Origin of the sequence: Nonomuraea sp. NPDC049637, assembly GCF_040675235.1 — a bacterium.
Classification (GTDB): domain Bacteria; phylum Actinomycetota; class Actinomycetes; order Streptosporangiales; family Streptosporangiaceae; genus Nonomuraea.
Genome location: NZ_JBFAOM010000053.1, coordinates 1 through 24,702 on the forward strand (window position 1 = coordinate 1; position 24,702 = coordinate 24,702).

At 72.5% G+C, this 24,702-nt stretch carries 26 protein-coding genes; 12 read left to right on the top strand and 14 right to left on the bottom strand.

What is annotated here, in order from left to right; genetic code table 11:
- The 4 genes from AB0J71_RS42620 to AB0J71_RS42635 all read left to right on the top strand — a co-directional run.
- A partial coding sequence (locus AB0J71_RS42620) for a PfkB family carbohydrate kinase (RefSeq protein WP_364419842.1) occupies positions 1-1,214 on the top strand: 1,214 nt, incomplete at its 5' end.
- On the top strand, positions 1,211-1,885 hold the full coding sequence (locus AB0J71_RS42625) for an SDR family oxidoreductase (RefSeq protein WP_352325665.1): 675 nt from the start codon (positions 1,211-1,213) through the stop codon (positions 1,883-1,885). The genes AB0J71_RS42620 and AB0J71_RS42625, both read left to right, overlap by 4 nt.
- Complete coding sequence (locus tag AB0J71_RS42630) at positions 1,876-2,748, top strand: glycosyltransferase family 9 protein (RefSeq protein WP_364419844.1); 873 nt, start codon at positions 1,876-1,878, stop codon at positions 2,746-2,748. Before AB0J71_RS42625 ends, AB0J71_RS42630 begins: the two co-directional genes overlap by 10 nt.
- The gene (locus tag AB0J71_RS42635) at positions 2,745-3,707 is read left to right on the top strand and encodes a UDP-glucuronic acid decarboxylase family protein (RefSeq protein WP_364392904.1); all 963 of its coding nucleotides are present in this window, start codon (positions 2,745-2,747) and stop codon (positions 3,705-3,707) included. Before AB0J71_RS42630 ends, AB0J71_RS42635 begins: the two co-directional genes overlap by 4 nt.
- Positions 3,708-3,929: 222 nt before the next feature.
- On the opposite strand, the gene mshC is transcribed toward AB0J71_RS42635, so the two are convergent.
- Genes mshC through AB0J71_RS42660 form a run of 5 tightly spaced genes read right to left on the bottom strand, consistent with a single transcriptional unit; the run spans position 3,930 to position 7,837 of the window.
- Positions 3,930-5,147, bottom strand: coding sequence for a cysteine--1-D-myo-inosityl 2-amino-2-deoxy-alpha-D-glucopyranoside ligase (mshC, locus tag AB0J71_RS42640; protein WP_364392907.1), 1,218 nt, complete (start codon positions 5,145-5,147; stop codon positions 3,930-3,932).
- A complete protein-coding gene (locus AB0J71_RS42645) occupies positions 5,144-5,800 on the bottom strand; it encodes an NRDE family protein (RefSeq protein ID WP_352327875.1) in 657 nt (218 codons plus the stop codon). The genes mshC and AB0J71_RS42645 overlap by 4 nt, the downstream gene beginning before the upstream one ends.
- Before the next feature lie 31 nt (positions 5,801-5,831).
- Positions 5,832-6,596, bottom strand: a complete 765-nt coding sequence (locus AB0J71_RS42650) for an SCO1664 family protein (RefSeq protein WP_352327876.1) — start codon at positions 6,594-6,596, stop codon at positions 5,832-5,834.
- Complete coding sequence (locus AB0J71_RS42655) at positions 6,593-7,141, bottom strand: DUF3090 domain-containing protein (protein ID WP_352363409.1); 549 nt, start codon at positions 7,139-7,141, stop codon at positions 6,593-6,595. The genes AB0J71_RS42650 and AB0J71_RS42655 overlap by 4 nt, the downstream gene beginning before the upstream one ends.
- Positions 7,142-7,150: 9 nt before the next feature.
- On the bottom strand, positions 7,151-7,837 hold the full coding sequence (locus tag AB0J71_RS42660) for a histidine phosphatase family protein (protein ID WP_352327878.1): 687 nt from the start codon (positions 7,835-7,837) through the stop codon (positions 7,151-7,153).
- Positions 7,838-7,983: 146 nt separating this feature from the next.
- Here AB0J71_RS42660 and AB0J71_RS42665 point away from each other — a divergent pair, with 146 nt between their 5' ends.
- Positions 7,984-8,931: an aldo/keto reductase gene (locus tag AB0J71_RS42665; RefSeq protein ID WP_352327879.1), complete on the top strand. Its 948-nt coding sequence runs from the start codon at positions 7,984-7,986 to the stop codon at positions 8,929-8,931.
- Between the two features lie 127 nt (positions 8,932-9,058).
- A complete protein-coding gene (locus tag AB0J71_RS42670; protein WP_364419846.1) occupies positions 9,059-9,946 on the top strand; it encodes a hypothetical protein in 888 nt (295 codons plus the stop codon).
- A 7-nt stretch (positions 9,947-9,953) separates the two neighbouring features.
- On the opposite strand, the gene fabI is transcribed toward AB0J71_RS42670, so the two are convergent.
- Entirely contained in the window at positions 9,954-10,718 is a 765-nt protein-coding gene (fabI, locus tag AB0J71_RS42675; protein WP_352327881.1) for an enoyl-ACP reductase FabI, read from the bottom strand.
- Between the two features lies 1 nt (position 10,719).
- Positions 10,720-11,415: a beta-ketoacyl-ACP reductase gene (locus tag AB0J71_RS42680; protein ID WP_352327882.1), complete on the bottom strand. Its 696-nt coding sequence runs from the start codon at positions 11,413-11,415 to the stop codon at positions 10,720-10,722.
- Between the two features lie 77 nt (positions 11,416-11,492).
- On the opposite strand from AB0J71_RS42680, the gene AB0J71_RS42685 reads away from it, so the two are divergent.
- Positions 11,493-12,986, top strand: coding sequence for a TldD/PmbA family protein (locus tag AB0J71_RS42685; protein WP_352327883.1), 1,494 nt, complete (start codon positions 11,493-11,495; stop codon positions 12,984-12,986).
- A 14-nt stretch (positions 12,987-13,000) separates the two neighbouring features.
- Positions 13,001-14,359, top strand: a complete 1,359-nt coding sequence (locus AB0J71_RS42690; protein WP_352327884.1) for a metallopeptidase TldD-related protein — start codon at positions 13,001-13,003, stop codon at positions 14,357-14,359.
- Positions 14,360-14,556: 197 nt separating this feature from the next.
- On the opposite strand, the gene AB0J71_RS42695 is transcribed toward AB0J71_RS42690, so the two are convergent.
- Positions 14,557-14,769 (bottom strand): dodecin, encoded by a 213-nt coding sequence (locus AB0J71_RS42695; RefSeq protein WP_125642491.1) that lies wholly within the window; start codon positions 14,767-14,769, stop codon positions 14,557-14,559.
- A 99-nt stretch (positions 14,770-14,868) separates the two neighbouring features.
- On the opposite strand from AB0J71_RS42695, the gene AB0J71_RS42700 reads away from it, so the two are divergent.
- Entirely contained in the window at positions 14,869-15,183 is a 315-nt protein-coding gene (locus AB0J71_RS42700; RefSeq protein WP_352331545.1) for a DUF3099 domain-containing protein, read from the top strand.
- A 314-nt stretch (positions 15,184-15,497) separates the two neighbouring features.
- On the opposite strand, the gene AB0J71_RS42705 is transcribed toward AB0J71_RS42700, so the two are convergent.
- The 3 genes from AB0J71_RS42705 to AB0J71_RS42715 form a co-directional block, all read right to left on the bottom strand.
- Positions 15,498-16,316 (bottom strand): NTP transferase domain-containing protein, encoded by an 819-nt coding sequence (locus tag AB0J71_RS42705; RefSeq protein WP_364392914.1) that lies wholly within the window; start codon positions 16,314-16,316, stop codon positions 15,498-15,500.
- Position 16,317: 1 nt separating this feature from the next.
- Positions 16,318-17,307, bottom strand: coding sequence for a GTP 3',8-cyclase MoaA (gene moaA / locus AB0J71_RS42710; protein ID WP_352330876.1), 990 nt, complete (start codon positions 17,305-17,307; stop codon positions 16,318-16,320).
- 126 nt (positions 17,308-17,433) lie between these two features.
- Complete coding sequence (locus tag AB0J71_RS42715; RefSeq protein WP_352330878.1) at positions 17,434-17,799, bottom strand: helix-turn-helix domain-containing protein; 366 nt, start codon at positions 17,797-17,799, stop codon at positions 17,434-17,436.
- A gap of 111 nt (positions 17,800-17,910) precedes the next feature.
- Here AB0J71_RS42715 and AB0J71_RS42720 point away from each other — a divergent pair, with 111 nt between their 5' ends.
- Positions 17,911-18,564: an NAD(P)H-binding protein gene (locus tag AB0J71_RS42720; protein ID WP_364419848.1), complete on the top strand. Its 654-nt coding sequence runs from the start codon at positions 17,911-17,913 to the stop codon at positions 18,562-18,564.
- A 146-nt stretch (positions 18,565-18,710) separates the two neighbouring features.
- Here the strand turns inward: AB0J71_RS42720 and AB0J71_RS42725 are convergent, their stop codons facing one another.
- The 3 genes from AB0J71_RS42725 to AB0J71_RS42735 form a co-directional block, all read right to left on the bottom strand.
- Positions 18,711-19,205, bottom strand: coding sequence for a hypothetical protein (locus tag AB0J71_RS42725; RefSeq protein ID WP_352331503.1), 495 nt, complete (start codon positions 19,203-19,205; stop codon positions 18,711-18,713).
- Positions 19,206-19,359: 154 nt separating this feature from the next.
- Entirely contained in the window at positions 19,360-20,496 is a 1,137-nt protein-coding gene (locus AB0J71_RS42730; RefSeq protein ID WP_364419850.1) for a hypothetical protein, read from the bottom strand.
- An 89-nt stretch (positions 20,497-20,585) separates the two neighbouring features.
- On the bottom strand, positions 20,586-22,430 hold the full coding sequence (locus AB0J71_RS42735; RefSeq protein ID WP_352330866.1) for an AMP-dependent synthetase/ligase: 1,845 nt from the start codon (positions 22,428-22,430) through the stop codon (positions 20,586-20,588).
- A gap of 148 nt (positions 22,431-22,578) precedes the next feature.
- Between AB0J71_RS42735 and AB0J71_RS42740 the strand changes: the two genes are divergently transcribed.
- Together AB0J71_RS42740 and AB0J71_RS42745 are read left to right on the top strand one after the other, a co-directional pair.
- Entirely contained in the window at positions 22,579-24,069 is a 1,491-nt protein-coding gene (locus AB0J71_RS42740; protein WP_364392921.1) for an oligopeptide:H+ symporter, read from the top strand.
- A gap of 11 nt (positions 24,070-24,080) precedes the next feature.
- Positions 24,081-24,695, top strand: a complete 615-nt coding sequence (locus tag AB0J71_RS42745) for a trimeric intracellular cation channel family protein (RefSeq protein WP_352327323.1) — start codon at positions 24,081-24,083, stop codon at positions 24,693-24,695.
- The last annotated feature ends 7 nt before the right edge of the window (positions 24,696-24,702 follow it).

A 24,702-nucleotide genomic window follows, 5' to 3' on the forward strand; every position in this document is an offset into this window, starting at 1 on the left:
CCGGGCTGGCCGCGCTGCTGGCCGCGCGGGACGGCGCGGAGGTGGTGCTGATCACCGCGATCGGCGACGACACCGACGGTCACCGCCTGTGCGCGCTGCTGTCGGAGGAGGTCGAGCTGGTACGCCTGCCGCTGAACGGCGGGACCGTGCGCAAGACCAGGGTCAGGTCGAGGGGCCAGACCATGCTCCGGCTCGACAGCGGCGACGGCGTCGCCCGGTCCGACCCGCCCGGCGAGATCCCCGAGGAGATCACGGCCGTGCTGGCCCGCGCCGGCGCCGTGCTGGTCTCCGACTACGGCAGGGGCGTGGCCGGCCTGGCCCGGGAGTTGCTGCGCGGGGCCCGCGTACCGGTCGTGTGGGACCCGCACCCCCGAGGCGGGCCGCCCATGCCGGGCTGCACGCTGGTGACGCCGAGCGAGGCGGAGGCCCGGATGTTGTGCCCGGACGGTTACCGCGGCCCCGACCACGCGGCCCGCCGCCTGGTGCGGGAGCTGCGCGCGGCAGCCGTGGCGGTCACCACCGGCGGCAACGGCGCCACGCTGGCCGTCCAGGGCGGCCCGCTGACGCGGGTGCCGCCGCCGGTGACGGCGGCCGGGCAGGACGCGTGCGGCGCGGGCGACCGGCTCGCCGGCGCCGCGGCGCTCGCGCTGCGGGACGGCGCGGACGTCGAGGAGGCGGTCACCATCGGCGTCGGCGAGGCCTCGCGCTTCGTCGAGCGCGGCGGGGCCGCCACCGTCAGGACCCAGGAACAGCGGCTCGGCGACCGGCCGCGCACCGCGCTGGAGGTGGCCAGGCTCACCCGCGCGCAGGGCGGCCGGCTGATCGCCACCGGCGGCTGTTTCGACCTGTTGCACGCGGGGCACGTGAGCCTCCTGCGGCGGGCCAGGGCGCTGGGCGACGCTCTCGTCGTCTGCGTCAACTCCGACGACTCGGTGCGCAGGCTGAAGGGGCCGTCCAGGCCCGTCGTCGACGCGCGTGACCGGGTCGAGGTGCTGCGGGCGCTGAGCTGCGTGGACGCGGTCCTGGTGTTCGAGGAGGACACCCCGGCCGAGTCCATCGAGCTGCTGCGGCCCGACGTGTGGGTGAAGGGCGGGGACTACGAGGGGGAAGTCCTGCCCGAGTCAGAGGTCCTGGAGCGGCTCGGCGCCGAGTTCGTCGCGCTCAGCACGCTGCCGGGACGTTCGACCAGCAATCTGATCAGGGAGATCCAGTGAATATTTTGATCACCGGGGGCGCCTCCGGTCTCGGCCTGGCCACCGCCGAAGCGGTCGAGAAGGAGGGCTGGCGGGCGCTCGTCGTGGACGTGCGCGAGCCGGACCAGCGCTTCGACCACGTCACGGCCGACCTGGCCGACCGCGGGCAGGCCGAACGGGCCGTGCACGAGCTCGCCGAGCGGGCCGGCGGCCTGGACGGCGTGGTGACCGCGGCCGGCATCGACGCCTGCGGACGCCTGGAGGACGTGCCCGCCGACGACTGGGAGCGGGTGATCCAGGTCAACCTGCTCGGCACGGCCGCCGTCGTCCGGGCGGCGCTGCCGTACCTGAAGCGCACCCGCGGCAAGGTGGTGACCTGCGCCTCGACGCTCGGGCTGCGCCCGCTGAGCGACGCCTCGGCGTACTCGGCCTCGAAGTTCGGCGTCGTCGGCTTCACCAGGGGGCTGGCGGTCGAGCTGCGCGGCGAGGTGGGGGTGACCCTGCTGATCCCGGGCGGCATGCGGACGAGCTTCTTCGACGGGCGTCCCGAGCAGTACAAGCCGGGCCCGGAGGCGGGGCTGAACGACCCGGCCCACGTCGCCCAGACCGTCGTGTTCGCGCTCCGGCAGCCGGCCGGGTGCGAGGTCAGAGAGCTGGTCGTCTGCCCCTCCACGGAGACGTCATGGCCCTAGAACTGCTGGCGTTGCGCGGGCTCGGCCTGGGCGACCTGCTCACGGCCGTCCCCGCGCTGCGGGCGCTGCGGCAGTCGTTTCCCGGGCACCGGATCACGCTGGCCGCGCCGAAGTCCCTGGAGGCCCTGCTGCCGCTGATCGGCGCGGTGGACGCCCAGGTGGACGTGTCCGGGCCGGGCCCGGTGCCGTTCCGGCGGCCCGACATCGCGGTCAACCTGCACGGCAAGGGGCCGCAGAGCATCGAGGCGCTGCGGGCCACCGACCCGGGGCGGCTGATCAGCTTCGGCGTCGGCCCGCCGTGGCAGGACGGCGTGCACGAGGTGCGGCGCTGGTGCGGCCTGCTGGAGTGGCACGGCATCCCCGCCGACCCGGAGGACCTGACGCTCGGCATCTCCGACCGGACGGGCCCGGTGATCGTGCATCCGGGGGCCGCCTACCCGGCGCGGCGCTGGCCGCCCGAGCGGTTCGCCGAGGTCGCGGCGGCGCTGGACGACGTGGTCGTCACCGGCAACGCCGAAGAGGTGCCGATCGCCAGCAAGGTCGCCGAGCTGGCCGGGCTGCCGCCGGAGCGCATGCTGGCCGGCCGTACCCGGCTGGCCGACCTGATCGACCTGGTCAGCCGGGCCCGGCTGGTGGTCTGCGGCGACACCGGGGTCGCGCACCTGGCGACGGCGTTCTGCGTGCCGTCGGTGGTGCTGTTCGGCCCGGTGCCGCCGTCGGAGTGGGGGCCGCCGCCCGGCTGGCGGCACGTGGCCCTGTGGGCCGGTCGCAAGGGCGACCCGCACGGCCTGCGCCCCGATCCCGGCCTGCTCAGGATCGAGGTGTCGGAAGTGGTCGACGCAGCTCTGGAGGTCACGTCATGAGGGCTCTGGTCACCGGCGGAGCCGGCTTCCTCGGTTCCTACCTGTGCGAACGCCTGCTGGAGGAGGGCGCCGAGGTCATCTGCATGGACAGTTTCCTGACCGGCGGCCCGCGCAACGTCGAGCACCTGCTGGACAACCCGGCCTTCCGGCTCATCGAGAGCGACCTGACCGGGTACGTGCACGTCCCGGGCCGGGTGGACCTGGTGCTGCACTTCGCCTCGGCCGCCTCGCCGGCCGACTACCTGCGCTACCCGATCGAGACGTTGCGGGTGGGCAGCGTGGGCACCCTGCACGCGCTCGGGCTGGCCAGGGAGAAGGGCGCCCGGTTCGTCCTGGCGTCCACCAGCGAGGTGTACGGCGACCCGCTGGAGCACCCGCAGAAGGAGACGTACTGGGGGAACGTCAACCCGGTCGGCCCGCGCAGCGTGTACGACGAGGCCAAACGCTTCGCCGAGTCGCTGACCACCGCCTACCGGCACTCGCGCGGCACCGACACCGGGATCGTGCGCATCTTCAACACCTACGGCCCGCGCATGCGCCCGTTCGACGGCCGGGCGATCCCGACGTTCATCCGCCAGTCGCTGAAGGGCGAGCCGCTGACCATCACCGGCGACGGCTCCCAGACCAGGTCGATCTGCTACGTGGACGACACCGTCTCGGGCATCCTGGCCATGGCCCGCAGCGACTTCACCGGCCCGGTCAACATCGGCAACCCGGACGAGCTGACCATGCTGGAGCTGGCCGGCCTCATCCGCGACCTGACCGGTTCGGCCTCGGAGATCGAGTTCATCGACCGCCCCGCCGACGATCCGAAGGTGCGCCGGCCCGACACCACCCTGGCCGCCGAGCGGCTGGGCTGGCGGGCGGAGGTGCCCGCCAAGGAGGGGCTGCGGCGCACGATCGAGTGGTTCACCGCGGAGCTCGCCGCGAACGACAGGTTCGAGGAGCTGCGTGTGTGACGGAGAACGCCGAGGGATCGGCGACTCCACGGGAGGTCGTGGGCCGGGCGCGAAAGCCCCGGCCCACGACCGTGCCCTGCCGGTGCGCGCGGCCCGGCGTGAGCGGGCGGCGGTCGTACGGAAGGCGGTCGTACGGAAGGCGGTCGTACGGAAGGCGGTCGTACGGAAGGCGGTCGTACGGAAGGCGGTCGTGCGGAAGGCGGTCGTGCGGAAGGCGGTTCGTCAGAGGGCGATGCCGAGCAGGGCGTCGGTCAGGTCCTTGACCAGGCCGGGCTGCTGCGGCCCGCCCTCGGCCAGCGCCCGCTCGGCCCAGGCGTCGATCGCGGCCAGCGCGCCCGGCGAGTCGAGGTCGTCGGCCATCCGCTCGCGGACCGTGGCCAGCAGTTCCTCCGCGCGCGGCGCGCCCTGCAGGGCGACGGCCGAGCGCCACAGCGCGAGCCGGCGCTCGGCGGCGGCGAGCTGGCCGGGCGTGTACTCCCAGTCCTCCCGGTAGTGGTGGGCCAGCAGGACGAGCCGCACGGCCATCGGGTCGTGCTGCTGCCGCAGCCGGCTGACGAACACCAGGTTGCCCCTGGACTTCGACATCTTCTCGCCGTCGAGCGCCACCATGCCCGCGTGCGTGTAGAACTTGGCGAACGGCCACTCCCCCGTGGCCGCGTGCCCCTCGGAGGCGCCGCACTCGTGGTGCGGGAAGATCAGGTCGGAGCCGCCGCCCGCCACGTCGTAGCCGGGGCCCAGGTTGCGCAGCGCGATCGCGGTGCACTCGATGTGCCAGCCGGGACGCCCCCGGCCCAGGCTGCTCTCCCAGGCCGGCTCGCCGGGCCGCTCGGCCCGCCACAGCAGCCAGTCGAGTGGGTGCCGCTTGCCCGGCCGGTCGGGGTCGCCGCCGCGCTCGGCGGACAGGGCCAGCATCTCGGCCTCGTCGTAGCCGGACACCTGGCCGAACTTGGGGGCGTCGGCCACCTTGAAGTAGACGTCGCCGTCGAGGTCGTAGGTGCAGCCCTTGGCGGCCAGCTCGGTGATCAGGTCGGCGACGTGGCCCACGACCTCGGTGACGCCGACGTACTCGCGCGGCGGCAGGATGCGCAGGGCCTCCATGTCGGTGCGGAACAGCTCGATCTCGCGCTCGGCCAGTTCCTGCCAGTCGATGCCGGTCTGGGCGGCCCGCTCCAGCAGCGGGTCGTCCACGTCGGTGGCGTTCTGGGTGTAGTGGACCTCGTGCCCGGCGTCCCGCCACATCCGGCCCACCAGGTCGAAGGCGTGGTAGGTGTTGGCGTGGCCGAGGTGGGTGGCGTCGTAGGGGGTGATGCCGCAGACGTACATCCGGGCGGTGGGGCCGGGATCGGTCTGCCGCACCTGCCTCGTCGTCGTGTCGTAGAGACGCAGCGGAATGCTCTCACCTGGGAGCTTGGGGATGTTCTGGGCAGACCACGATCTCATGCCTTTGAGCCTATCCGTGCCGTAAGGTCCGTGAACTCGTAGGCGGTGTCGTCCTGGCCCAGGGTGACCCGCATCACCGACAGCGAGGCGTAGACGCGGCCGTCGGGCAGCGTGTTGCGCACCAGGAGGGCGTCCGGCCGGTCGGAGTGCGCGCCGGTGATCAGCTCGGCCCAGTCGGGCGCGCTCGCGAAGCGCGGCAGGTGGGCCCGTACGCGGCCGGCGTCCGGGTCGAGGCCGGTGTTGACGACCATGCTGGTGCCCTCGGGCAGGGCGGAGGCGGTGAGGCGGTCGCCGTCCCAGCTGAACAGCCGCACCTGGGACAGGTCGGCGAGCACGAGGTGGAAGGGGTCGTAGCGGGTCAGGTCGACGTCCGGGACGCCGCCCGTGGAGACCGCGAGCAGGGCCAGGTCGCCGCGGGAGACCCGGGTGGTCTCGGGGGCCTGCCTGCCGTGGCCGTTGAGGAGGGCGGCGGCGCGGCAGGCGGACGGGGAGACGGCCATCCAGGTGCCGCCGCCCTTGAGGTCACGGCCGCCGATCACCCCGGGATGCTCGGGCCAGTGCTCCCCGGGCGCCTCCCAGGGGCGGTCGGTGAGCTCGTCCCGCACGCCCATGAGGGTCAGCGGCTCCCCGGTTCTCACGATCAGCGTGCACATGCGGCAAAGGGTATAAAACCCGCGCCAGTTCTCAGATGGGGGGCCAGGGAACGGCCGGCCACCCTTCCGACGGGTACGGATGCACGCCGGTGTCCAGCAGCCGCCTGACCCGCCGCCAGGTGGCCTCCACCTCGGCCAGCGTGAGCAGCTCGCGCAGCCGCCGCCCCAGCGAGCCCGACTCCAGATCGCGCTCCAGCTTGGCCAGCACCGCCACCGCCTCCCGCGCCAGCGGCTTGCCCCGCCACTGCCACAGCACGGTACGCAGTTTGTCCTCGACCGAGAAGCAGACGCCGTGGTCGACGCCGTAGACGTGCCCGGTGGGCAGCGGCAGCAGGTGACCGCCCTTGCGGTCGGCGTTGTTGACCACCGCGTCGAACACCGCCATCCGGCGCACCACCGGGTTGCGGCTCTTGACCAGCCGCATCAGGTCGATCTCGCGCTCGGTGTCGATCCACAGCTGGCACATGCCGGGCCCGAACGGGCCCTCGCGGTAGACGGTCGGCGGCACGATGCGCCAGCCGGTCGCCTGGGAGACCTCGTAGGCGGCCACCTCGCGGGCGGCGAGGGTGCCGTCGGGGAAGTCCCACAGGGGGCGCTCGCCGCGCACGGGCTTGTAGACGCAGGCGGCGCTGCGGCCGCCCAGCTTGATCGAGCAGTAGAGGGTCATGTTGGTGGCCTCGACCAGGCGGCCGGCCACCTCCAGGCGCCCGTCGCGCAGCAGCGTGAGCGCCTCCTCCTCCTGCATGATCGGCCCCTGTGGTGGCTTGACGGCCGGTTCGCTCTCAGGAGCGGTCATGAAGCCGCCTCACCCCCGCGGTAGCCGTTGAGTCGGACGCAGACATGGCCTTCGGCGTCGAGCGGCTGCCCGCACAGGGGACAGGGAGGCCGGCCCGCCGCCACGATCTGGAGCGCCCTGCGGGTGAAGGCCCGTGCGGCGCCGGCGCTGATCCGCACCCGCAGCACGGCGGGGTCGGGGCCGTCGAGGTCCTCCTCGTCGATGACCTCCTGGGCCTCGATCACCACCTGGGACTTGTCGTCGTCCCAGGCCAGCGCCATGGTGCCGACTCGGAAGTCCTCCGCGACCGGCACGTCGAGGGGGGCGTCGTCGGCCAGGTCGGCCGGAGCCAGCGCGGGCACGTGCGCGGTGCCCCCGCTCAGCCGCAGAACCTCGTCGAGCAGCTCGTCGAGCCTGCCCGCGAGCGCAGCCACCTGCAGCTTCTCCAGCGCCACGGTGGTCAGTCTGCCCTCGGCCCTGGCCTGCAGAAAAAAGACCCGCGCGCCCGGCTGCCCCAGGGCGCCGGCGACGAACCTCTCCGGTGGGTCGTAGTCGAAGACCGGCATAGCCTGACCTTACGTGGTCCCGGGTCCACCGCCGACGGCGGCATCGCTCCCGGTGATGTTTTCTCCCCCGTCTTTCTCCTCCGAATCCTCGGGCAACCGCAATTCCCCCATATCGTTAATCCTGAGAACAAAGGGACGCAAGGGGGCATAGCGAATCACGGTGAGGGCCGCAGGATCGGCTGTTATCCGCTGAAAATGATCGAGGTGCAGCCCCAGAGCGTCCGCCACGATTGCCTTGATGACGTCTCCGTGGGTGCACGCCAGGTAGACACCCTTCAACCCGAGGCGTCGATTCCACTCCCGGACCGCGGCGACCGCCCGATGTTGCATATCGGCCAGCGACTCCCCTTCCGGAAATGTCACCGCACTGGGATGCGCCTGCACGGTCTGCCAGAGCGGCTCCTGCGCGAGCTCCTTGAGCGGGCGGCCCGTCCAGGTGCCGTAGCCGCACTCGATCAGCCGCTCGTCGACGAGCACGTCCGCCCCGCGGCCCTTGGCGACGGCCTCGGCGGTCTCCCGGCAGCGTTCGAGCGGGCTGGAGACGACGGCGTCGAGCCGGACCCCGGCGATGCGGCCGGCCAGCGCCTCGGCCTGCGCCCGCCCGGCCTCGCTCAGGTGCACCCCCGGGGTGCGCCCGGCCAGCACCGGCCCGGTGAGGTCGGTCAGCCCGTGGCGGGCCAGCAGAAGGGTGGTCACACCAGCAAGTGTCGCAGGCGCGGATCACCATGTTTCACGCACCTGCGAGAAAACTTCGCATCCACCCGCCGCCACGCTCCTCACCAGGCAGGACATTGGAGCGGCGGACTGGCGGGCGGGCCCGTTCTTGGTAACCTGGCGGGATCATGGAGCAGCGCTATGTCGGCCGCAGCGGCCTGTCGGTGTCCCGGCTGGGGCTCGGCACGATGACCTGGGGCCGTGACACCGACCCGGAGGAGGCGGCCGCCCAGCTCCGTTCGTTCCTCGACGCGGGCGGCACCCTCGTCGACACCGCCGACGTCTACACCGGCGGCGACTCCGAGCGGCTGCTCGGCCGCATGCTGCGCGACTCCGTGCCGCGCTCGGAACTGGTGATCTCCACCAAGGCCGTGGTCACCCCGACCGGCCGCCGGCCGCGCGACGCCTCCAGGCGCCACCTGATCGCCGCCGTCGACGAGTCGCTCAACCGGCTCGGCCTCGACTACGTCGACCTGTGGCAGCTGCACACCTACGACGCCGAGGTGCCGCTGGAGGAGACCCTGGCCGCCCTCGACGCGATCGTCTCCTCCGGCCGGGCCGTCTACGCCGGCGTGTGCGACTACGCGGGCTGGCAGCTCGCCGCCGCCGCGGTCACCCAGAAGTCGGTCCCCGGCCGCATCCCGATCACCTCGGCCCAGGTCGAGTACTCGTTGCTGGCCCGCGAGCCCGAGCGCGAGCTGCTGCCCGCCGCCGCCCACCTCGACGTCGGCGTGCTGGCCTGGTCGCCGCTCGGCCGGGGGGTGCTGACCGGCAAGTACCGCACCGGCATCCCGGCCGACTCCCGCGCCGCGACGCCGCACTTCGCCGACTTCGTCCGGCCCTATCTCGACGAGCGCGGCCGCAGCGTGGTCGAGTCGGTCACCACCGCCGCCGACGGGCTCGGCGTCTCGCCGCTGGCGGTGGCGCTGTCGTGGGTGCGCGACCAGCCGGGGGTGGCCTCGGCGATCGTCGGCGCCCGCACCCACACGCAGCTCAAAGGGATACTGTCGGCCGAGGACGTCGTGCTCCCGATCGAGATCCGGGAGGCGCTCGATGACGTGTCCTCGCTCGACTGACGACGAACGAGAGTGCAACTCGCGTATCACTAGTCGATACCGAATCGCAACTTTACCGGGAAAAAGCCTGCGTCTGACGGGCCTTGTCCATAAGGATTTCCTCCTGAAGCGATACAGGAGGGGACGGATGGGGAGCAGGACCGCGATCTCGGCCGGAGTGCTCGCGGTGGCGCTGGGGGCGATCCCGGTGGGGGCGCCGGCCGCTTCCGCCGCCGTCCAGGGCTGCCCGGGCGAGGGGGGCCTGCTCTCGGGGGTCACCGACACGCTGTGCGACGTCGTCGGCGCGCTCACGGGCACGGTCGACGACGTGACCGGCGGCAAGGCCGACCCGGTGACCAAGGGCGTCGACAAGACCACCGGCGAGGTGCTCGGCACCGTCGGCGACGCCGTGCCGACCGGCAGGCCCGGTAAACCGTCCCGATCGGACCGCCCCTCCCCCAGCCCCAGCCGCCCCGACCTGGTGCCCGAGACGCTGAAGGACGTGTGCCTGCCGGTGCTGGCCTGCGGCGACCAGGGCGTGCTCCGGTCGCTGACACCCCGATCCACCCCGACGGCCTCGACCGGGATCGAGACCGACACCGGGCCCGAGACCGAGGCCGGGCACCGCCGGGGCGACCGGCCGCGCGAGCGCGAGACCGACGAGGCCACCGCGCCGCTGCCGACCCGGCCGCCCACGCCGCCCTCCGCGCAGCCGCGGCCCACCCCGTACACGCTGGACGACGAGCGGCCGGTCACCGCCGAGGAGCCGACCGCCGATCCCGACGACTCGCGGGTGGAGCTGCTGTGGCCCAACCCGTTCGGGCGCGAGCTGGCCGTGCCGCTGCGCGACCAGCGGGTGGTGCGGCCCAGCCCGCCGGCTCACGACGTGCTGGGCACCGTGCTGACGATCGTGCTGCTGGGGTCGGCGGTGCTGGCCACCCGGATCGTGCAGCAGCGGCGGCACCGGGCCGAGCCGAGCGAGTCGATCCCGTTCGAGCCGGCCCCGGCGGGCAGCGGCAGGCACCGCCTGGCGTGAGGCGCGCTCAGCCGCCGATGGCGTGCGCGCCGCCGTCGACGTGCACGATCTCGCCGGTGGTGGCGGGGAACCAGTCGGACATGAGCGCCACGCACGCCTTGGCGGCCGGGACGGTGTCGGTGAGGTCCCAGCCCAGCGGCGAGCGCTCCGGCCAGCTCTCCTCGAACTCCTTGAAGCCCGGGATCGACTTGGCGGCCATCGTGCGCAGCGGCCCCGCCGAGACCAGGTTGACCCGGATGTTGTGCTTGCCCAGGTCGCGGGCGAGGTAGCGGCTGCACGACTCGAGGCCGGCCTTGGCCACGCCCATCCAGTCGTAGACCGGCCAGGCCTTGGAGGCGTCGAAGTCGAGGCCGACGACCGCGCCGCCCTCCTTCATCAGCGGCAGGCAGGCCACGGCCAGCGACTTGAACGAGTACGTGGAGACCTGCAGGGCGGTGGCGACGTCCTCCCACGGCGTGTTGAGGAAGTTGCCGCCGAGGGCGCTCTGCGGCGCGAACCCGATGGAGTGCACGACGCCGTCGAGCCCGTCGACGTGCTCGCCCACGCGGGCGGCCAGCGTGTCGAGCTGGTCGGTGTCCTGGACGTCGAGCTCCAGCACCGGCGGGGTCTGGGGCAGCCGCTTGGCGATGCGCTCGACCAGGCTCAGCCGGCCGAACCCGGTGAGCACCACCGTGGCGCCCTCCTCCTGGGCCAGCTTGGCCACCGAGAAGGCGATGGAGGCGTCGGTGAGCACGCCGGTCACGAGGATCCGCTTGCCTTCGAGAATTCCCACGTCAGTGCCCCATTCCGAGTCCGCCGTCGACCGGGATCACGGCCCCGGTGATGTACGAGGCGTCGTCGCCGGCCAGGAAGCGGACGACGCGCGCGATCTCCGCGGGGGCGGCCTGCCGCCCGAGCGGGATGTTCTTGACGATGGCCTCCTGGTCGAGGCCGGCCGTCATGTCGGTGGCCACGAAGCCGGGCGCGACCACGTTGACGGTGATGTTGCGCGAGCCGTACTCGCGGGCCAGGGAGCGGGCGAAGCCGACCAGGCCGGCCTTGGAGGCGGCGTAGTTGGCCTGGCCCGCCTGACCGGACAGGCCGACCACGGAGGAGATCAGGATGATGCGGCCGCGCTTCATCTTCATCATGGGCCTGATGGCGCGCTTGGCCACGCGGTAGGCCCCGGTCAGGTTGGCGTCGATGACGTCGGTGAAGGTCTCCTCCTTCATCATCGCCAGCAGGGTGTCCTGGGTGATGCCCGCGTTGGAGACGAGGACCTCGACCGGCCCCTGCTCGGCCTCGACCTTGTCGAAGGCGGCCTCGACCTCGGCCGTGCTGGTGACGTCGCAGCGGACGCCGAACAGACCCTCCGGCGGCTCCCCCGATCGGTAGGTGACCGCGACGGCGTCGCCGGCCGCGGCGAGTTCACGGGCGATCGCGAGGCCGATGCCGCGATTGCCTCCGGTGACGAGTACAGAGCGTGCCATGGCATCTGACGCTATCTCTTACTTGCGGGTATCCGCTTGTCCGGGTGGTACAAGATCACAGGGTTAGGATCGTGGACATGCGCCAGATCGATCCCGACTTCCTGGAACTGCCGCTGCGGCAGCTCGCGGACGCGGCCCTGCAACGCGCCCGCGACCTCGGCGCCGAGCACGCCGACTTCCGGCTCGAACGCGTCAGGGCCGAGACGCTGCGCCTGTACGACGCCCGCCTCGAAGGCGCGCTCGACGCCGACGACCTCGGTTACGCGGTCCGTGTCGTCAAGGGTGGCACATGGGGGTTCGCGGCCGGCATCCACCTGACCCCGCAGGCCGCCGCGGCCGTGGCCGAGCAGGCGGTGCGGGTGGCCGAGGTGAGCGCGCCGGTCAACCGGGAGCCCATCGAGCTGGCGCCCGAGCCGGTGCACGCCGACGCGGTGTGGGTCTCCGACTACGACGTCGACCCGTTCGAGGTGCCCTCCGCCGACAAGGTGGGGCTGCTGGCCGACTGGTCGGCCGGGCTGCTCAAGGGCGCCGACCACGTCTCGGCGCGGCTGCTGCAGGTCAAGGAGCAGAAGTTCTACGCCGACACCGCGGGCACCGTGACCACGCAGCAGCGCGTGCGGGTGCATCCGTCGCTCAACGCGATGAAGGCGCACGAGGGCGGCTTCGACGACATGTCGACCATCGCGCCGCCGGTCGGCCGCGGCTACGAGTACCTGACCGGCACGGGCTGGGACTGGCCGGCCGAGCTGGGCCGGCTGCCCGAGCTGCTGGCCGAGAAGCTGGCCGCGCCCTCGGTCGAGGCGGGCGACTACGACCTGGTGATCGACCCGTCCAACCTGTGGCTGACGATCCACGAGTCGATCGGCCACGCCACCGAGCTCGACCGCGCGCTGGGCTACGAGGCCGCCTACGCCGGCACCAGCTTCGCCACCTTCGACCAGCTCGGCGAGCTGGTCTACGGCTCGCCGCTGATGAACGTCACCGGCGACCGCACGGTCACCCACGGCCTGGCCACGGTCGGCTACGACGACGAGGGCGTGCGCGGGCAGAGCTTCGACATCGTCAAGGACGGCGTGCTGGTGGGCTACCAGCTCGACCGGCGGATGGCGCTGATGAAGGGGTTCGGGCGCTCCAACGGGTGCGCCTTCGCCGACTCCCCCGGCCACATGCCGATCCAGCGCATGGCGAACGTGTCGCTGGCCGCCGCGCCCGGCGGGCCCTCCACCGAGGAGCTGATCGCGGGCGTGGAGCGCGGCCTGTACATCGTGGGCGACAAGAGCTGGTCGATCGACATGCAGCGCTACAACTTCCAGTTCACCGGGCAACGGGCGTACCGGATCTCGCACGGGAAGCTGGCCGGGCAGGTCAGAGACTTCGCCTACCAGGCCACCACGACCGATTTCTGGCAGTCGATGGACGGCGTCGGCGGGCCGGGCACGTACGTGCTGGGCGGCGCCTTCAACTGCGGCAAGGGCCAGCCGGGGCAGGTCGCGCCGGTCAGCCACGGATGCCCGTCGGCGCTGTTCAGGGGCGTGCGCGTGCTCAACACGGTGCAGGAGGGCGGCAAGTGACTACTCCGCAGGAGATGGTGGAGAGGGCTCTGGAGCTCTCCGCGAACGACGGCTGCGTGGTGCTGGTGGACGAGGGCTCCACGGCCAACCTGCGCTTCGCGGGCAACACGCTGACCACCAACGGCGTGGCCCGGTCGTCCCGGCTGACCGTGATCTCGGTGGCCGGGCAGGGCGTGGGCGTGGTCTCGCGCTCGGCCGTGCGCGCCGACCAGCTGCCCGACGTGGTCGCGGCGGCCGACCGGGCGGCCCGCGAGGCCCGGCCGGCCGAGGACGCCCGCCCGCTGGTCGAGGGCGGCCCGGCCGCCCCCGGCTGGGACGACGAGGTGCGGCCGACCGACATCGGGGTGTTCGAGCGGTTCGCGCCCGCGCTGGGCGAGGCGTTCTCGGCCGCCGAGTCCGGCGACAGGAAGCTCTACGGCTTCGCCGAGCACTCCCTCACCTCGACCTTCCTCGGCACCTCCACCGGCGTGCGGCTGCGGCACGACCAGCCGACCGGCCGCCTGGAGCTCAACGCCAAGTCCGGCGACCTGAAGCGGTCGGCCTGGACCGGCGTGTTCACCGAGGACTTCGCCGACGTCGACGTGGCCGCGCTCGACGCCTCGCTGGCCCAGCGCCTGGAGTGGGCCAAGAACCGGGTCGACCTGCCCGCGGGCCGCTACGAGACGCTGCTGCCGCCGAGCGCGGTGGCCGACCTGATGATCTACCTGTACTGGTCGGCGGGCGCCAGGGACGCGCTCGACGGCCGCTCGGTGTTCTCCGGGCCGGGCGGCGGCACGCGGGTGGGCGAGCAGCTCGCCACGCTGCCGATCACGCTGTCCAGCGATCCACGGGCCGCGGGCATCTCGTGCGCGCCGTTCGTCACCGCGCACGCCTCCAGCCGCGACGCCTCGGTGTTCGACAACGGCCTGCCGCTGGGCCCGACCGACTGGATCCGGGACGGCCGGCTGGAGTCGCTGCTCCAGACCCGCTACTCGGCCGAGCTGAGCGGGCTGCCGGTGACGCCCGGCATCGACAACCTGGTCATGTCCGGCCCGGCGGAGGGCGCCCGTTCGCTGGAGGAGATGATCGCCTCCACCCGGCGCGGGCTGCTCGTCACCTGCCTGTGGTACATCCGGGCGGTCGATCCGCAGACGCTGCTGGTCACGGGCCTCACCCGCGACGGCGTCTACCTGGTGGAGCACGGCGAGGTCGTCGGCGAGGTGAACAACTTCCGGTTCAACGAGAGCCCGGTCGACCTGCTGGGGCGCGTCACGGAGGTGGGGGCGGCCGAGCGCACGCTGCCCCGCGAGTGGAACGACTACTTCCAGCGCACGGTGATGCCGCCGGTGCGGGTGCCGGACTTCAACATGTCGACGGTCAGCCAGGCGAGCTGACCCTCGCCCGCATCACGGCCGTCCATCACGGCCGTCCATCCCGGCCGTACGCGCCCGCCGTCCCGCGAATCGAGCGGGGCGGCGGGCGTCGTCGTGCCGGCGGCCGTCCGTGAGGCTCCCAGCGGGCCGGAGGGCGGGCCGGGGCCGGGACGGCTGTCAGCGGGCCGGGGCGCCGGCCCCGGGCCGTCCGGGGACGGTCAGGAGTCCTCCAGGCGGAAGCCCACCTTCATGCCCACCTGGTAGTGCGCGATCTCGCCGCCGTCGAGGTGGCCGCGGATCTCGGTGACCTCGAACCAGTCCAGGTGGCGCAGGGTCTGCGAGGCCCGCTGGAGGCCGTTGCGGATGGCCTGGTCAAGGCTCTCCCCCGACGTGCCGACTATCTCAGTGACCCGATACGTTCGATCCGTCATCTCCCCATCCTCCTTACTCGAAGGCCATGATCGCATGACCCTCCTCATCGCCCGGCCGCGCCGTCGCGCCCTGCCCGTACGAGGTCTACCGTGGAAGGTATGAAGGGGTGGCGCAAGAAGCCGGACGTCCACCAGGTCACCGACGCCAGACCCTCGCTGACGGCCGACATCCGCAAGCGTGAGGTCGCCTACCTGATCAAGATGGGCATCCGGACGATCTGCCTGATCCTGGCGGTCGTGGTGCCGGTGCCGTGGCCCTACCGGCTGCTGTTCATCGCCGGGGCAGTGTTTTTGCCATACATTGCCGTAATCGGGGCCAATGAGCGCAGCGAGGGCGCGCCGCCGCCCGACTTTCAGTCCCCCGAGGCTAACCAAACCGAGATACCGCTGCATCGACGCGAGATCGGGTCGTGACTAAGTCTTGACGCATCCCATGGGTTGTAGGTGTACGCTTTAGGCAAGCGCTCCGGTCCCCCGTCGGAGTGCTGGTGCCGGCGTTCCGGGCCCCCGTCGGAACGCCGATGAAGCGACGCCGGGTGGTTTGCCCCCGTAACCACCCGGCGTCGCCCTTTTCCTGGCCAGCCCTTTGCATTGGACGATCAGTCCCCCGCGCCGGCCGGAGTCCGATAGGACCGCTTTCCCGAAATCGTTTACAACGGCCTCCTCCTCGCAATTCACAGGAAATCTGGAGGAAGCGGTCGGCTTGACTTCAAGAGTTCGTTCGAGTGTCAGCCGTCAGTCAGCGTCTCGGTGGTCGCCTGCTCCCAGTTCTTCGCCAATGTGATCAGTCTGGCGACGGCGTCCTCGGGGGCGCTTCCCGCGCCCTGGGCCAGCCCGAGCAGGTAGGCGGTGAGCGGCGCGGCGGGCCTGGCCACCCCGTGGGCGACCTCCTTGGTCAGGTCGAGGACCAGGTCGCGGTCCACCCGGGCGGGGTCGACGCCCAGCTCCTTGCACACCAGCGCCGTCCACTCGGCGAGTACGTTCATGCGAGCCTCCTTCAGGTCGTCCATCGTGTCGCAGTCGAACCACGGCCGGCCCGGCGAGGCCAGCCGCGTTCCGGTCAGGGGGCCCAGCAGGCCCTTGAGGGAACGCCCGGTGTAGGCGGCGAGCGCCGCCCGCAGCTCCGCAACCGGCCAGGCGCCGACGAGCCACTGCTCGCGGCCGTCGTCGTCGACCATGACCGCTCCCGCGCCGGGACGGGCCGCCGCCAGCAGCTCCCGCACGTGCGCGGCCGTCAGGAACGGCAGGTCGCCAGCGAGCAGCACCAGCCACGGCGCGTCGACCTCGCGCAGCCCGGCGGCCAGCGCGGGGACGGGCCCGCCGCCCGGCGGGTCCTCCCGGGTGAACACGACCCCGGGCAGCTCCCGGCGCGGCCCGACGACGACTGTGCGGCGCGCGCCGGACGCCGCCGCGACCACCCGCTCGACCAGCGGACGCCCGCCGACGGCCAGGCCGGGCTTGTCCGCGCCGCCCAGCCGGCGGGCCGCTCCCCCGGCCAGGACGACCGCGTCGAAGAAGTCGAGGGGGGCGAGGGGGTCGAAGGGCACGTCAGCCGCCGATGGCCGACATCGGCCTGGACGGCTGGAGGAAGGACGGGTCGTCGATGCCGTGCCCGGCGCGCTTGCGGGCGACCGCGGCGACCCAGCGGGCGGCCAGGTCGTCGTCGGAGGCGCCGGCGCGCATGGCGGTCTTGAGGTCGGACTCCTCGGTGGCGAACAGGCAGTTGCGCACCTGGCCGTCGGCGGTGAGCCGGACGCGGTCGCAGGCGCCGCAGAACGGGCGCGTCACCGAGCCGATCACGCCGACCCGGGCCGGGCCGCCGTCGACCAGGAACCGCTCGGCCGGGGCGCTGCCGCGCTGCTCCGTGTCGTCGGGCGTCAGGTCGAAGGCGGCCGAGAGGCGTTCGAGGATCTCGTCGGCGGTGATCATGCCCTCGCGGGTCCAGCCGTGCTGGGCGTCGAGCGGCATCTGCTCGATGAAGCGCAGCTCGTAGCCGCGCTCCAGGCAGAAGCGCAGCAGCGGCACGGCCTCGTGGTCGTTGACGCCGCGCATGAGCACCGCGTTGACCTTGACCGGGCGCAGACCCGCCGCGTCGGCGGCGGCCATCCCGGCGATGACGTCGGCGTGCCGGTCGCGGTGGGCGAGCCGCTTGAACGTGGCCGGGTCGAGCGTGTCGAGGGAGACGTTGACCCGGTCGAGGCCGGCCTTCGCCAGCGGCTCGGCCAGGCGGGCCAGGCCGATGCCGTTGGTGGTCAGCAGCACCTGGGGACGCGGGCCGAGGGCGGTGGTGCGGGCGACGATGTCGACCAGCTCGCGCCGCAGCAGCGGCTCGCCGCCGGTGTAGCGCACCTCGGTGATGCCCAGCCGCTCGACGCCGACGCGCACCAGCCGGACGATCTCGTCGGCCGTCAGCAGCTGGGCGTTGGGCAGCCAGTCGAGCCCTTCGGGCGGCATGCAGTACGTGCAGCGCAGATTGCACTTGTCCGTGAGGGACACCCGCAGATCCGTGGCCACCCGTCCGAACGAGTCTCGCAACATGGGGCGTCACCTCCTGTCCGTTTCGCCAGAGAGCCAGACTACGACGGGTGTCGCGCGGCGCTCAAAACCGCCCGCCCGTCCCTGGCGGGCAACGCGCCGCGCCGGTGATCGATTCCGCGGGGGCCGTCAGGGGTGGGCGGCGTGCCAGGACTCGCGGGCGTCGATGAGCTCCGACAGGTGCCGCCTGGACCACTCGCAGCCGGCCGCCATGGGCGCGAGCAGGCTGCGGCCGAGGGGGGTCAGCGCGTACTCGACGCGGGGCGGGATCTCGGGGTAGGCCGTGCGGGTGAGCAGGCCGTCGCGTTCCATGGCGCGCAGGGACGCGGTGAGGACCTTCGGGGTGATGCCGCGCAGCGGGACCTGCAGCTCGGTGAAGCGTCTCGGGCCCTGCTCCAGACAGCGGATGATCTTGGCGGTCCACTTGTCGCCGACGCGGACGGGGGCGACGTGGGTACAGGCGGCGAACATGTCGGGGTCAAGGGGTTCGGCCATGGCGTCCATGCTAGGCGGCGCAGGCTCACTATCGTTGCGGGAAGTGACCGTCGGGCGTCTACCGTCTGCCGGGCGGCCGGGTGTGCCGGCCGCTGGACGGAATGGTGGACGATGAGCAGGATCGTGGTTTTCGGCGGCGGTGGACGGACCGGCGCGCGGGTGGTCGGGCAGGCGTTGGAGCGCGGGCACGAGGTGACGGCCGTGGTCCGCGACCCGGCCCGGTACGCGGGGCCGTCCGGCGACGGCGTGCGCGTGGTCGCCGGTGACGTGACCGACCGGGAGAGCGTGGCGGCGGTCGCGGCGGGGCACGACGTGGCGGTGCAGGCGAGTGTCCGGCTGGACGTGCCGTCCGCGGAGTTCTACACGGCGGCGGCGCGGGCGCTGACCGGCGGGCTGGCCGCGGCGGGCGTGCCCCGGCTGGTGGCGGTGGGCATCGGCACCCTGCTGGAGGTCGCGCCGGGCACGCGGCTGGTAGACACCCCCGGCTTCCCCGAGGACGCCCGGACGTTCTCCCTCGGGCACGCCGCCGAGCTGGAGGTGTTCCGCGAGGAGGGCGGGGCGCTGGACTGGGTGGTGATCGCGCCGCCGCCGGTGGTGCTGGACGACCGGGCGGAGCACAGCGGACGGCACCGGTTCGGCGGGGACCAGGTCATGGCCGCCGAGGAGGGCGGGCCGGTGTTCTCCTACGCCGATCTGGCGGCGGCGGTGGTGGCGGAGATCGAGGACCCGCGGCACCACCGGGTTCAGGTCGCCGTGGGTTACTGAACTGGCGCCGCCAGGGCACGCGCCGCCCGCAGCTTCCCGCCGCCCGGCAACGGCAGGCCCGGGAACCGCCCCGGACATGCCGGAAGCCCGGCCGCGAGGCCGGGCTTCCGCCTGGTGTCGCCAGTGGCGGCTTGCGCCTGGTGTCGCTAGTGGCGGCGGCCGCCGTAGACCTTCACCCAGTCCTTGCCCTCGGAGGGGGCCAGGTACCTGGAGCCCTCGAAGACGGCACGCCAGGTGCCCGAGGTGTAGGCCCGCTCGCTGGTGCGGAAGGAACCGTCCCGGTTCGTCCGCACCGTCTCGACGTAGTCCCACTCGCCGCTGCCGTCGGCCTGGAAGAGGATCACGACCCGCTTCCACGCCAGACGGTGCCAGCGCTCGCTGTCCTTGCAGTAGTCGGCGTGGTGCACCGCGACGAACCCGCTGATGTAGTCCTCGTCGCAGGACACCGACAGCTTGCCCTGGATGTCGAGGGCCCTGCCGCGCCGCGCCGGCTCGGGGTTGACGTCGAGCTGGAGGCTCGTGCTCCCACCCGCGAAGTCGGGATCGGGGTCCGGGTCCGCCAGGGCGGGCGCGGCGGCCGTGGCCACCATCGTGGCGCCCAGGGCTGCCGCGGCCAGTCCGGCGGCTAGACGTCGCATCATCAAAAACAAATCCTTCCCCGTCTCGGACGCGCCCCAGGGACGGGACACGTCAACGCCTAATGACGCTGAAGGGTAAAGAAAAGTTGCGATAAGACACATCACAATTGGATAACGACAAATACCCCGGCAGCTTTTTTGCGCGTGTTTTATTACGCTAACTGGCGATTTGTCGGGGTTTAGTGGTGTATGGCGCGTAGTGGGGGTTTCCTGGGAAGTGCACGCGCCACAGGCCGCCTCTCCTGGGCGGCACCGTCTGCACGAAGGCCCCGGCCGCGTCGGTCGTCGTCTCGGCCACGTCCTCCCAGGCCGGCGAGCCCTCCCCACGCCACTGGAGGCGCAGCCGCTGTTTGGCGTACGGCCCGAAGTCGGTGAAGCCGCGCGGGTCGATCCTGGTCAGCGAGCCGCGCAGGCGCACACCCCCGGCGGACTTCGGCGACCTCTCCACCCGGACGGACGACAGCCTGGTCGCCCTCCTGAGCTCGAAGGAGGCGTATTCGGTGACCGTGGCGCCGTCGGCGTCCCTGGCGGTGGCGCTGATCGTCCAGGTGCCGGTCGGGTAGAAGCGGTTCAGCTTCTTGTCGGGCAGGAAACGCCAGGTCTGCCAGTCGGCCGCCATCCGGGCCGGCGGAACCGCCCCCTGGCGCCACACCAGCCGGGGCGGCGGCGCGCCGGTGGAGGGGGCCTTCTGCAGGTCGATGCCGGGCTCGGCGGCGACCGTCAGGGGCAGCGGCATCAGGGCCCGCAGCCCCTCGACCGGGCCGCCGGAGGCCGGGTTCGCGTACGCGCTCCCCGGCGCGGCGGCGGCCGGGCCGGCCGGCGACGCCGACGATCCGGACGGCCCCGCGGGCCCGGCTGACTCTGCGGACCCGGCTGGCTCTGCGGACCCGGCGGATTCGGCGGGTTCGGCGGATTCGGCGGGTTCGGCGGGCGCCGACGACGACCCGGGCCCCGAGGGCGAGGAGGACGACTCGGGCCAGGAAACGACCGGCGGCTGGAGGCCGGGTTCGGCGGCGGGCGGGAGGTCGGAGGCGTCCTCCACCGGGGGCTTGGCCGACAGCAGCGGGCCGGGCGGGGCGCCGGGCTCGACCTTGACGGTGACGCCGTTCTTGCCGCGCGCGCCCCGCGCGATCACGTCGATCACCAGGCTCACCGAGTCGTGGGCCCCCACGACCGGGTTCGCGGGCCGTACGGTGATGGCGCGGATGGCGAGCTCGGTCGCGGCGGGATACGCAGGCACGGGCGCCGTGAGCGACCCCGCCGCGAGCGAGACGAGAAGGAGGCTTCTGGTCATGAGCGAGACGCTAGGAACCGCCCGGTCATGACCAGGACCGCGACACGCACCCCTTATGGCAAAGCCGACAGGGCCGCCGGGGCCGCGGGTCAGCCCGCCTCGCCGTAGAGGGACTCGATGACGTCGGCGTACTTGGCGTGGATGACGCGCCGCTTCAGCTTCAGGCTCGGCGTGAGCTCCTCGGTCTCGGCGGTCCACTCGGTGCCGAGCAGCGCCCACCGCTTGACCTGCTGCACCCTGGCCAGCCTGGCGTTGGCGGCCTCGACGGCGGCGGCGACCTCCTTCAGGACGTCGGGGTGCTCGGCCAGCTCGGCCAGGGAGGTGAAGGCGATGCCGCGGGCCTGCGCCCAGCCCGGCGCGGTCTCGCCGTCGAGGGTCAGGACGGCCACCGGGTGCGGCCGGTTGTCGCCGTAGGCCAGGGCCTGGCCGATGAGCAGGTGCTCCTTGAGGTGGTTCTCGATCTCGGCGGGCGAGACGTTCTCGCCGCCGGCGGTGATGATGAGCTCCTTCTTGCGGTCGACGACGCGGTAGAAGCCGTCGTCGTCGACCGTGCCGATGTCGCCGGTGTGCAGCCAGCCGTCGTCGTCGAGCAGCTCGGCGGTGGCCTCGGGGCGGTTGAGGTAGCCGCCGGTGTTGAGCGGGCTGCGGGTGAGGATCTCGCCGTCCTCGGCGATGCGGACCTCGACGCCGGGCTCGGCCCTGCCGACGGTGCCCAGGCGGTAGCAGGTGGGGCTGTTGCCGGTGAAGGCGCCGGTGGTCTCGGTCATGCCGTAGACGTCGATGACCTTGAGGCCGAGGCCGGCGTAGAAGTGCTGGACCTCGGCGGGCAGGGGGGCGGCGCCGGTCGCGGTCCACTCGGCGCGGTCGAAGCCGATCATGCCGCGGACGACGGACAGCAGGGCCGCGTCGGCCTTGTCGTAGGCGGCCTGGATCTCGGGGGTGATCATGCCGCCGTACTGGCCGGCCTCGACGTAGGCGGCGCCGGCCGCCATGGCCTCGCGTACGGCGGCCTGCTGCTCGGGCGGCTGGGTGGCGAGCACGGCCAGCAGCCGGGCCATCATCTTCTCCCACACGCGCGGCACGCCGAAGAACATCATCGGCCTGACCTGGCCGAGCGTGGCGCCGAGGTTGGCCAGGTCGGTGCAGAAGTGCACGTGCGAGATCTTGACCAGCGGGAGGTAGAGGCTGAGGATGCGCTCGGCGATGTGGGCGTAGGTGAGGTAGGAGATCTGGGTGCCGTGCGTCGGCAGCGAGGTGATGCGGTCGGTGGCGGCGGCCTCGTAGAAGACGTTGGTGTGGGTGAGCGGCACGCCCTTGGGCATGCCGGTGGTGCCCGAGGTGTAGAGCACGGTGACGACGTCGCCGGCGGCCACCTCGCGGGCGCGGGCCTCGACGGCGGCCTCGTCCTCGGCCAGGCGGGCGCGGCCCAGGTCGAGGAAGTCGGCCCAGGACAGGAACCGCTCGTCGTCGGGGGCGCCGTCGAGCATGATGATCCGGCGCAGGCCGTCGAGCCGGTCGAGCACCGGCCGCCAGCGGGCCAGCTCGGCGGGGCCGCCCAGCACGGCGAAGCGGGCGCCCACGTCGGCGGCCACGAACGCGATCTGGTCGGGCGCGAAGGTGGAGTAGACGGTGCAGCCCACGCCGCCGGCGTGCACGGCGCCGAGGTCGGCCAGCACGTGCTCGCTGCGGTTGACCATCATGATCGCGACGGACTCGCCGCGCTCCAGGCCGAGCGCGGCGAAGGCGGCCGCGATCTCCAGGATGCGCCGCCGCGCCTGGCCGTAGGTCACCGTGGTCCAGCCGCCGGAGCCCTCGGGGTCGGAGTACGCGGGTGCGTCGGGGTGCTCGGCGGCGACCTGCCTGAGCTGTTCGCAGACGGTGCGACCGGCGATCTCCCGCTCGATGTCGGCCCGTACGTCGAGGACTTCGGCCATGGCACCCGCCTCCAGTCAGTAATCACTTGCACAGGTGGCATGCATCGCACCACACCCTCTGGGCAGCGGCAAGACCCCCGCGGGAAACAGTCGGCCCGGTCACGTAGAGTGATCGTTCAGGTGCCGTACGTGTCTCGGGGGGACGGGCATGAGCAAGGGCGGAAGGACCTTCTTCGGGCATCCGTGGGGGCTGGCGACCCTGTTCTCCACGGAGATGTGGGAACGCTTCAGCTGGTACGGCCTGCGGGCGATCCTGGCCACGTTCATGGCGGCCTCGCCCGCCCACAAGGGCCTCGGCATGTCGCAGGAGACCGCGCAGGCGGTGGTCGGCGTCTACGGGGCGCTGATCTACCTGGTGGCGCTGCCCGGCGGCTGGATCGCCGACCGCGTGCTCGGGGCGCGCAGGTCGGTGTTCTGGGGCGGGTTCGTCATCATGCTGGGCCACATCAGCATGGCGATCCCGGTGACGACGTCGTTCTTCGTCTGGCTGGGGCTGCTGCTCATCATCAGCGGCACGGGCCTGCTCAAGCCGAACATCTCGGTCATGGTCGGCCGCCTGTACGGCGAGGACGAGGACGGCCGCCGCGACGCCGGCTTCTCCCTGTTCTACCTGGGCATCAACCTGGGCGCCTTCTTCGCGCCGCTCGTCGTCGGCTGGCTGGCCGACGGCGACCGCTGGCACCTGGGCTTCAGCGCCGCCGCCGTCGGCATGGCCCTCGGCCTGCTGCAGTACGTCTGGGGCGGCCGGAACCTGCGCGGCGTCGGGGAGCGTCCCGGCGTGCGGCTGACGCCGCCCGAGCGCCGCCGGTTCGGCCGGGCGACCGCGGCGGGCGTGGCGGTGACCGCCGTCGCGCTCGGCGCGTGGGCGGCCACGGGCACGCTCACCATCGACCGCCTGGCGCTGGCGATCACGATCGTCATCCTGATCGTGCCGGTGGTCTACTTCGCCTACATCCTGCTGGGCAGCCACAGCCTCACCGACGAGGAGCGCAGCCGGATGAAGGCCTACATCTGGCTGTTCGTGGCGGCGGCGATCTTCTGGATGATCTACGACCTGGCGCCGAGCAAGCTGCTGTTCTTCGCCGCCGACCACACCCGGCTGGAGCTGTTCGGGGTGCCGATCCAGGCGGCGACGACGCAGTCGTTCAACCCGCTGTTCATCATGATCTTCGTGCCGGTGTTCGCGGCGTTGTGGGTGAAGCTCGGGGTGCGGGTGAGCACGCCGCAGAAGTTCGGGTTCGCGCTGGTCATGGTGGGGCTGAGCTTCGTGGTGATGGCGATCGCCGCCGGGCTGGCGACCGGCGGGCGGGTGTCGGTGTGGTGGCTGGTGCTGGTCTACCTGATCCAGGTGTTCGGCGAGCTGTCGCTGAGCCCGGTCGGGCTGTCGGTGACGACGAAGCTGGCGCCGGAGGCGTTCAAGGGGCAGATGCTGGGGATCTGGTTCATCGCGGTGTCGGTGGGCGACGCGGTCGGCGGCCAGACGGGGCGGCTCACCCGTTACCTGTCCGACCCGATGTACTACCTGGTCCTGGCGATCATGGCGATCGCGGCCGGGGCGGCGCTGTTCCTGTTCACGCGGAAACTGCGGGTGCTCATGGCCGAGCACTACCATGCCGCGGCCATGCCGCCGATCCGGTAAAAACATCCAACGTGTCTGAAATTCTCGACCTTGTCGGTATTTTTGTCTTCGCACTGACCGGTGCGCTCATGGGTGTGCGCAAGCGGCTCGACGTGGTCGGGATGGGCGTCCTGGCCGAGATGACGGCGCTCGGCGGCGGCCTGGTCCGCGATCTCATTCTCAACGTGCGGCCGGCCGCCTTCCAGAGCCTGGGATACGTGCTGGTGCCGGTGGCCGCCACGGTGATCGTCTTCTTCTGGCATCCGCACGTGGCCCGGGTGATGCCGGTCATCATGGTGCTCGACGCGGCCGGCCTCGGCCTGTTCGCGGCCGTCGGCACCGAGAAGGCCCTGGAGTACGGACTCAGCCCGCTGCACGCCACCATCCTCGGCGTCACGACGGCCGTCGGCGGCGGCGTGATCCGCGACGTGCTGGCCGGCGAGATCCCCACGCTGCTGTACGACCGCCAGCTCTACGCGGTGCCCGCCCTGCTGGGCTCGGCCGTGATGGCGGGCCTGTCCACGGCCGGGATGCACGGCTGGCCGGCCACGCTCGCCGCCGCGCTGCTGGCCTTCGGCCTGCGCATCACCGCGATGCGCCGCAACTGGCGGGCTCCCCTGGCCAAGGGCGCCGAGGAGCACTCCTAGCCCCCGC

Coding starts and splice junctions, on each gene's coding strand:
- AB0J71_RS42700 (WP_352331545.1), top strand. CDS start 14,869: ATGAAGGGGTGGCGCAAGAAGCCGGACGTCCACCAGGTCACCGACGCC.
- AB0J71_RS42655 (WP_352363409.1), bottom strand. CDS start 7,141: ATGCCGGTCTTCGACTACGACCCACCGGAGAGGTTCGTCGCCGGCGCC.
- moaA (WP_352330876.1), bottom strand. CDS start 17,307: ATGTTGCGAGACTCGTTCGGACGGGTGGCCACGGATCTGCGGGTGTCC.
- mshC (WP_364392907.1), bottom strand. CDS start 5,147: ATGAGATCGTGGTCTGCCCAGAACATCCCCAAGCTCCCAGGTGAGAGC.
- AB0J71_RS42670 (WP_364419846.1), top strand. CDS start 9,059: ATGGGGAGCAGGACCGCGATCTCGGCCGGAGTGCTCGCGGTGGCGCTG.
- AB0J71_RS42735 (WP_352330866.1), bottom strand. CDS start 22,430: ATGGCCGAAGTCCTCGACGTACGGGCCGACATCGAGCGGGAGATCGCC.
- AB0J71_RS42695 (WP_125642491.1), bottom strand. CDS start 14,769: ATGACGGATCGAACGTATCGGGTCACTGAGATAGTCGGCACGTCGGGG.
- AB0J71_RS42665 (WP_352327879.1), top strand. CDS start 7,984: ATGGAGCAGCGCTATGTCGGCCGCAGCGGCCTGTCGGTGTCCCGGCTG.
- AB0J71_RS42740 (WP_364392921.1), top strand. CDS start 22,579: ATGAGCAAGGGCGGAAGGACCTTCTTCGGGCATCCGTGGGGGCTGGCG.
- AB0J71_RS42690 (WP_352327884.1), top strand. CDS start 13,001: ATGGTGGAGAGGGCTCTGGAGCTCTCCGCGAACGACGGCTGCGTGGTG.
- AB0J71_RS42725 (WP_352331503.1), bottom strand. CDS start 19,205: ATGATGCGACGTCTAGCCGCCGGACTGGCCGCGGCAGCCCTGGGCGCC.
- AB0J71_RS42685 (WP_352327883.1), top strand. CDS start 11,493: ATGCGCCAGATCGATCCCGACTTCCTGGAACTGCCGCTGCGGCAGCTC.
- AB0J71_RS42650 (WP_352327876.1), bottom strand. CDS start 6,596: ATGACCGCTCCTGAGAGCGAACCGGCCGTCAAGCCACCACAGGGGCCG.
- AB0J71_RS42645 (WP_352327875.1), bottom strand. CDS start 5,800: ATGTGCACGCTGATCGTGAGAACCGGGGAGCCGCTGACCCTCATGGGC.
- AB0J71_RS42715 (WP_352330878.1), bottom strand. CDS start 17,799: ATGGCCGAACCCCTTGACCCCGACATGTTCGCCGCCTGTACCCACGTC.
- AB0J71_RS42680 (WP_352327882.1), bottom strand. CDS start 11,415: ATGGCACGCTCTGTACTCGTCACCGGAGGCAATCGCGGCATCGGCCTC.
- AB0J71_RS42730 (WP_364419850.1), bottom strand. CDS start 20,496: ATGACCAGAAGCCTCCTTCTCGTCTCGCTCGCGGCGGGGTCGCTCACG.
- AB0J71_RS42720 (WP_364419848.1), top strand. CDS start 17,911: ATGAGCAGGATCGTGGTTTTCGGCGGCGGTGGACGGACCGGCGCGCGG.
- AB0J71_RS42630 (WP_364419844.1), top strand. CDS start 1,876: ATGGCCCTAGAACTGCTGGCGTTGCGCGGGCTCGGCCTGGGCGACCTG.
- AB0J71_RS42635 (WP_364392904.1), top strand. CDS start 2,745: ATGAGGGCTCTGGTCACCGGCGGAGCCGGCTTCCTCGGTTCCTACCTG.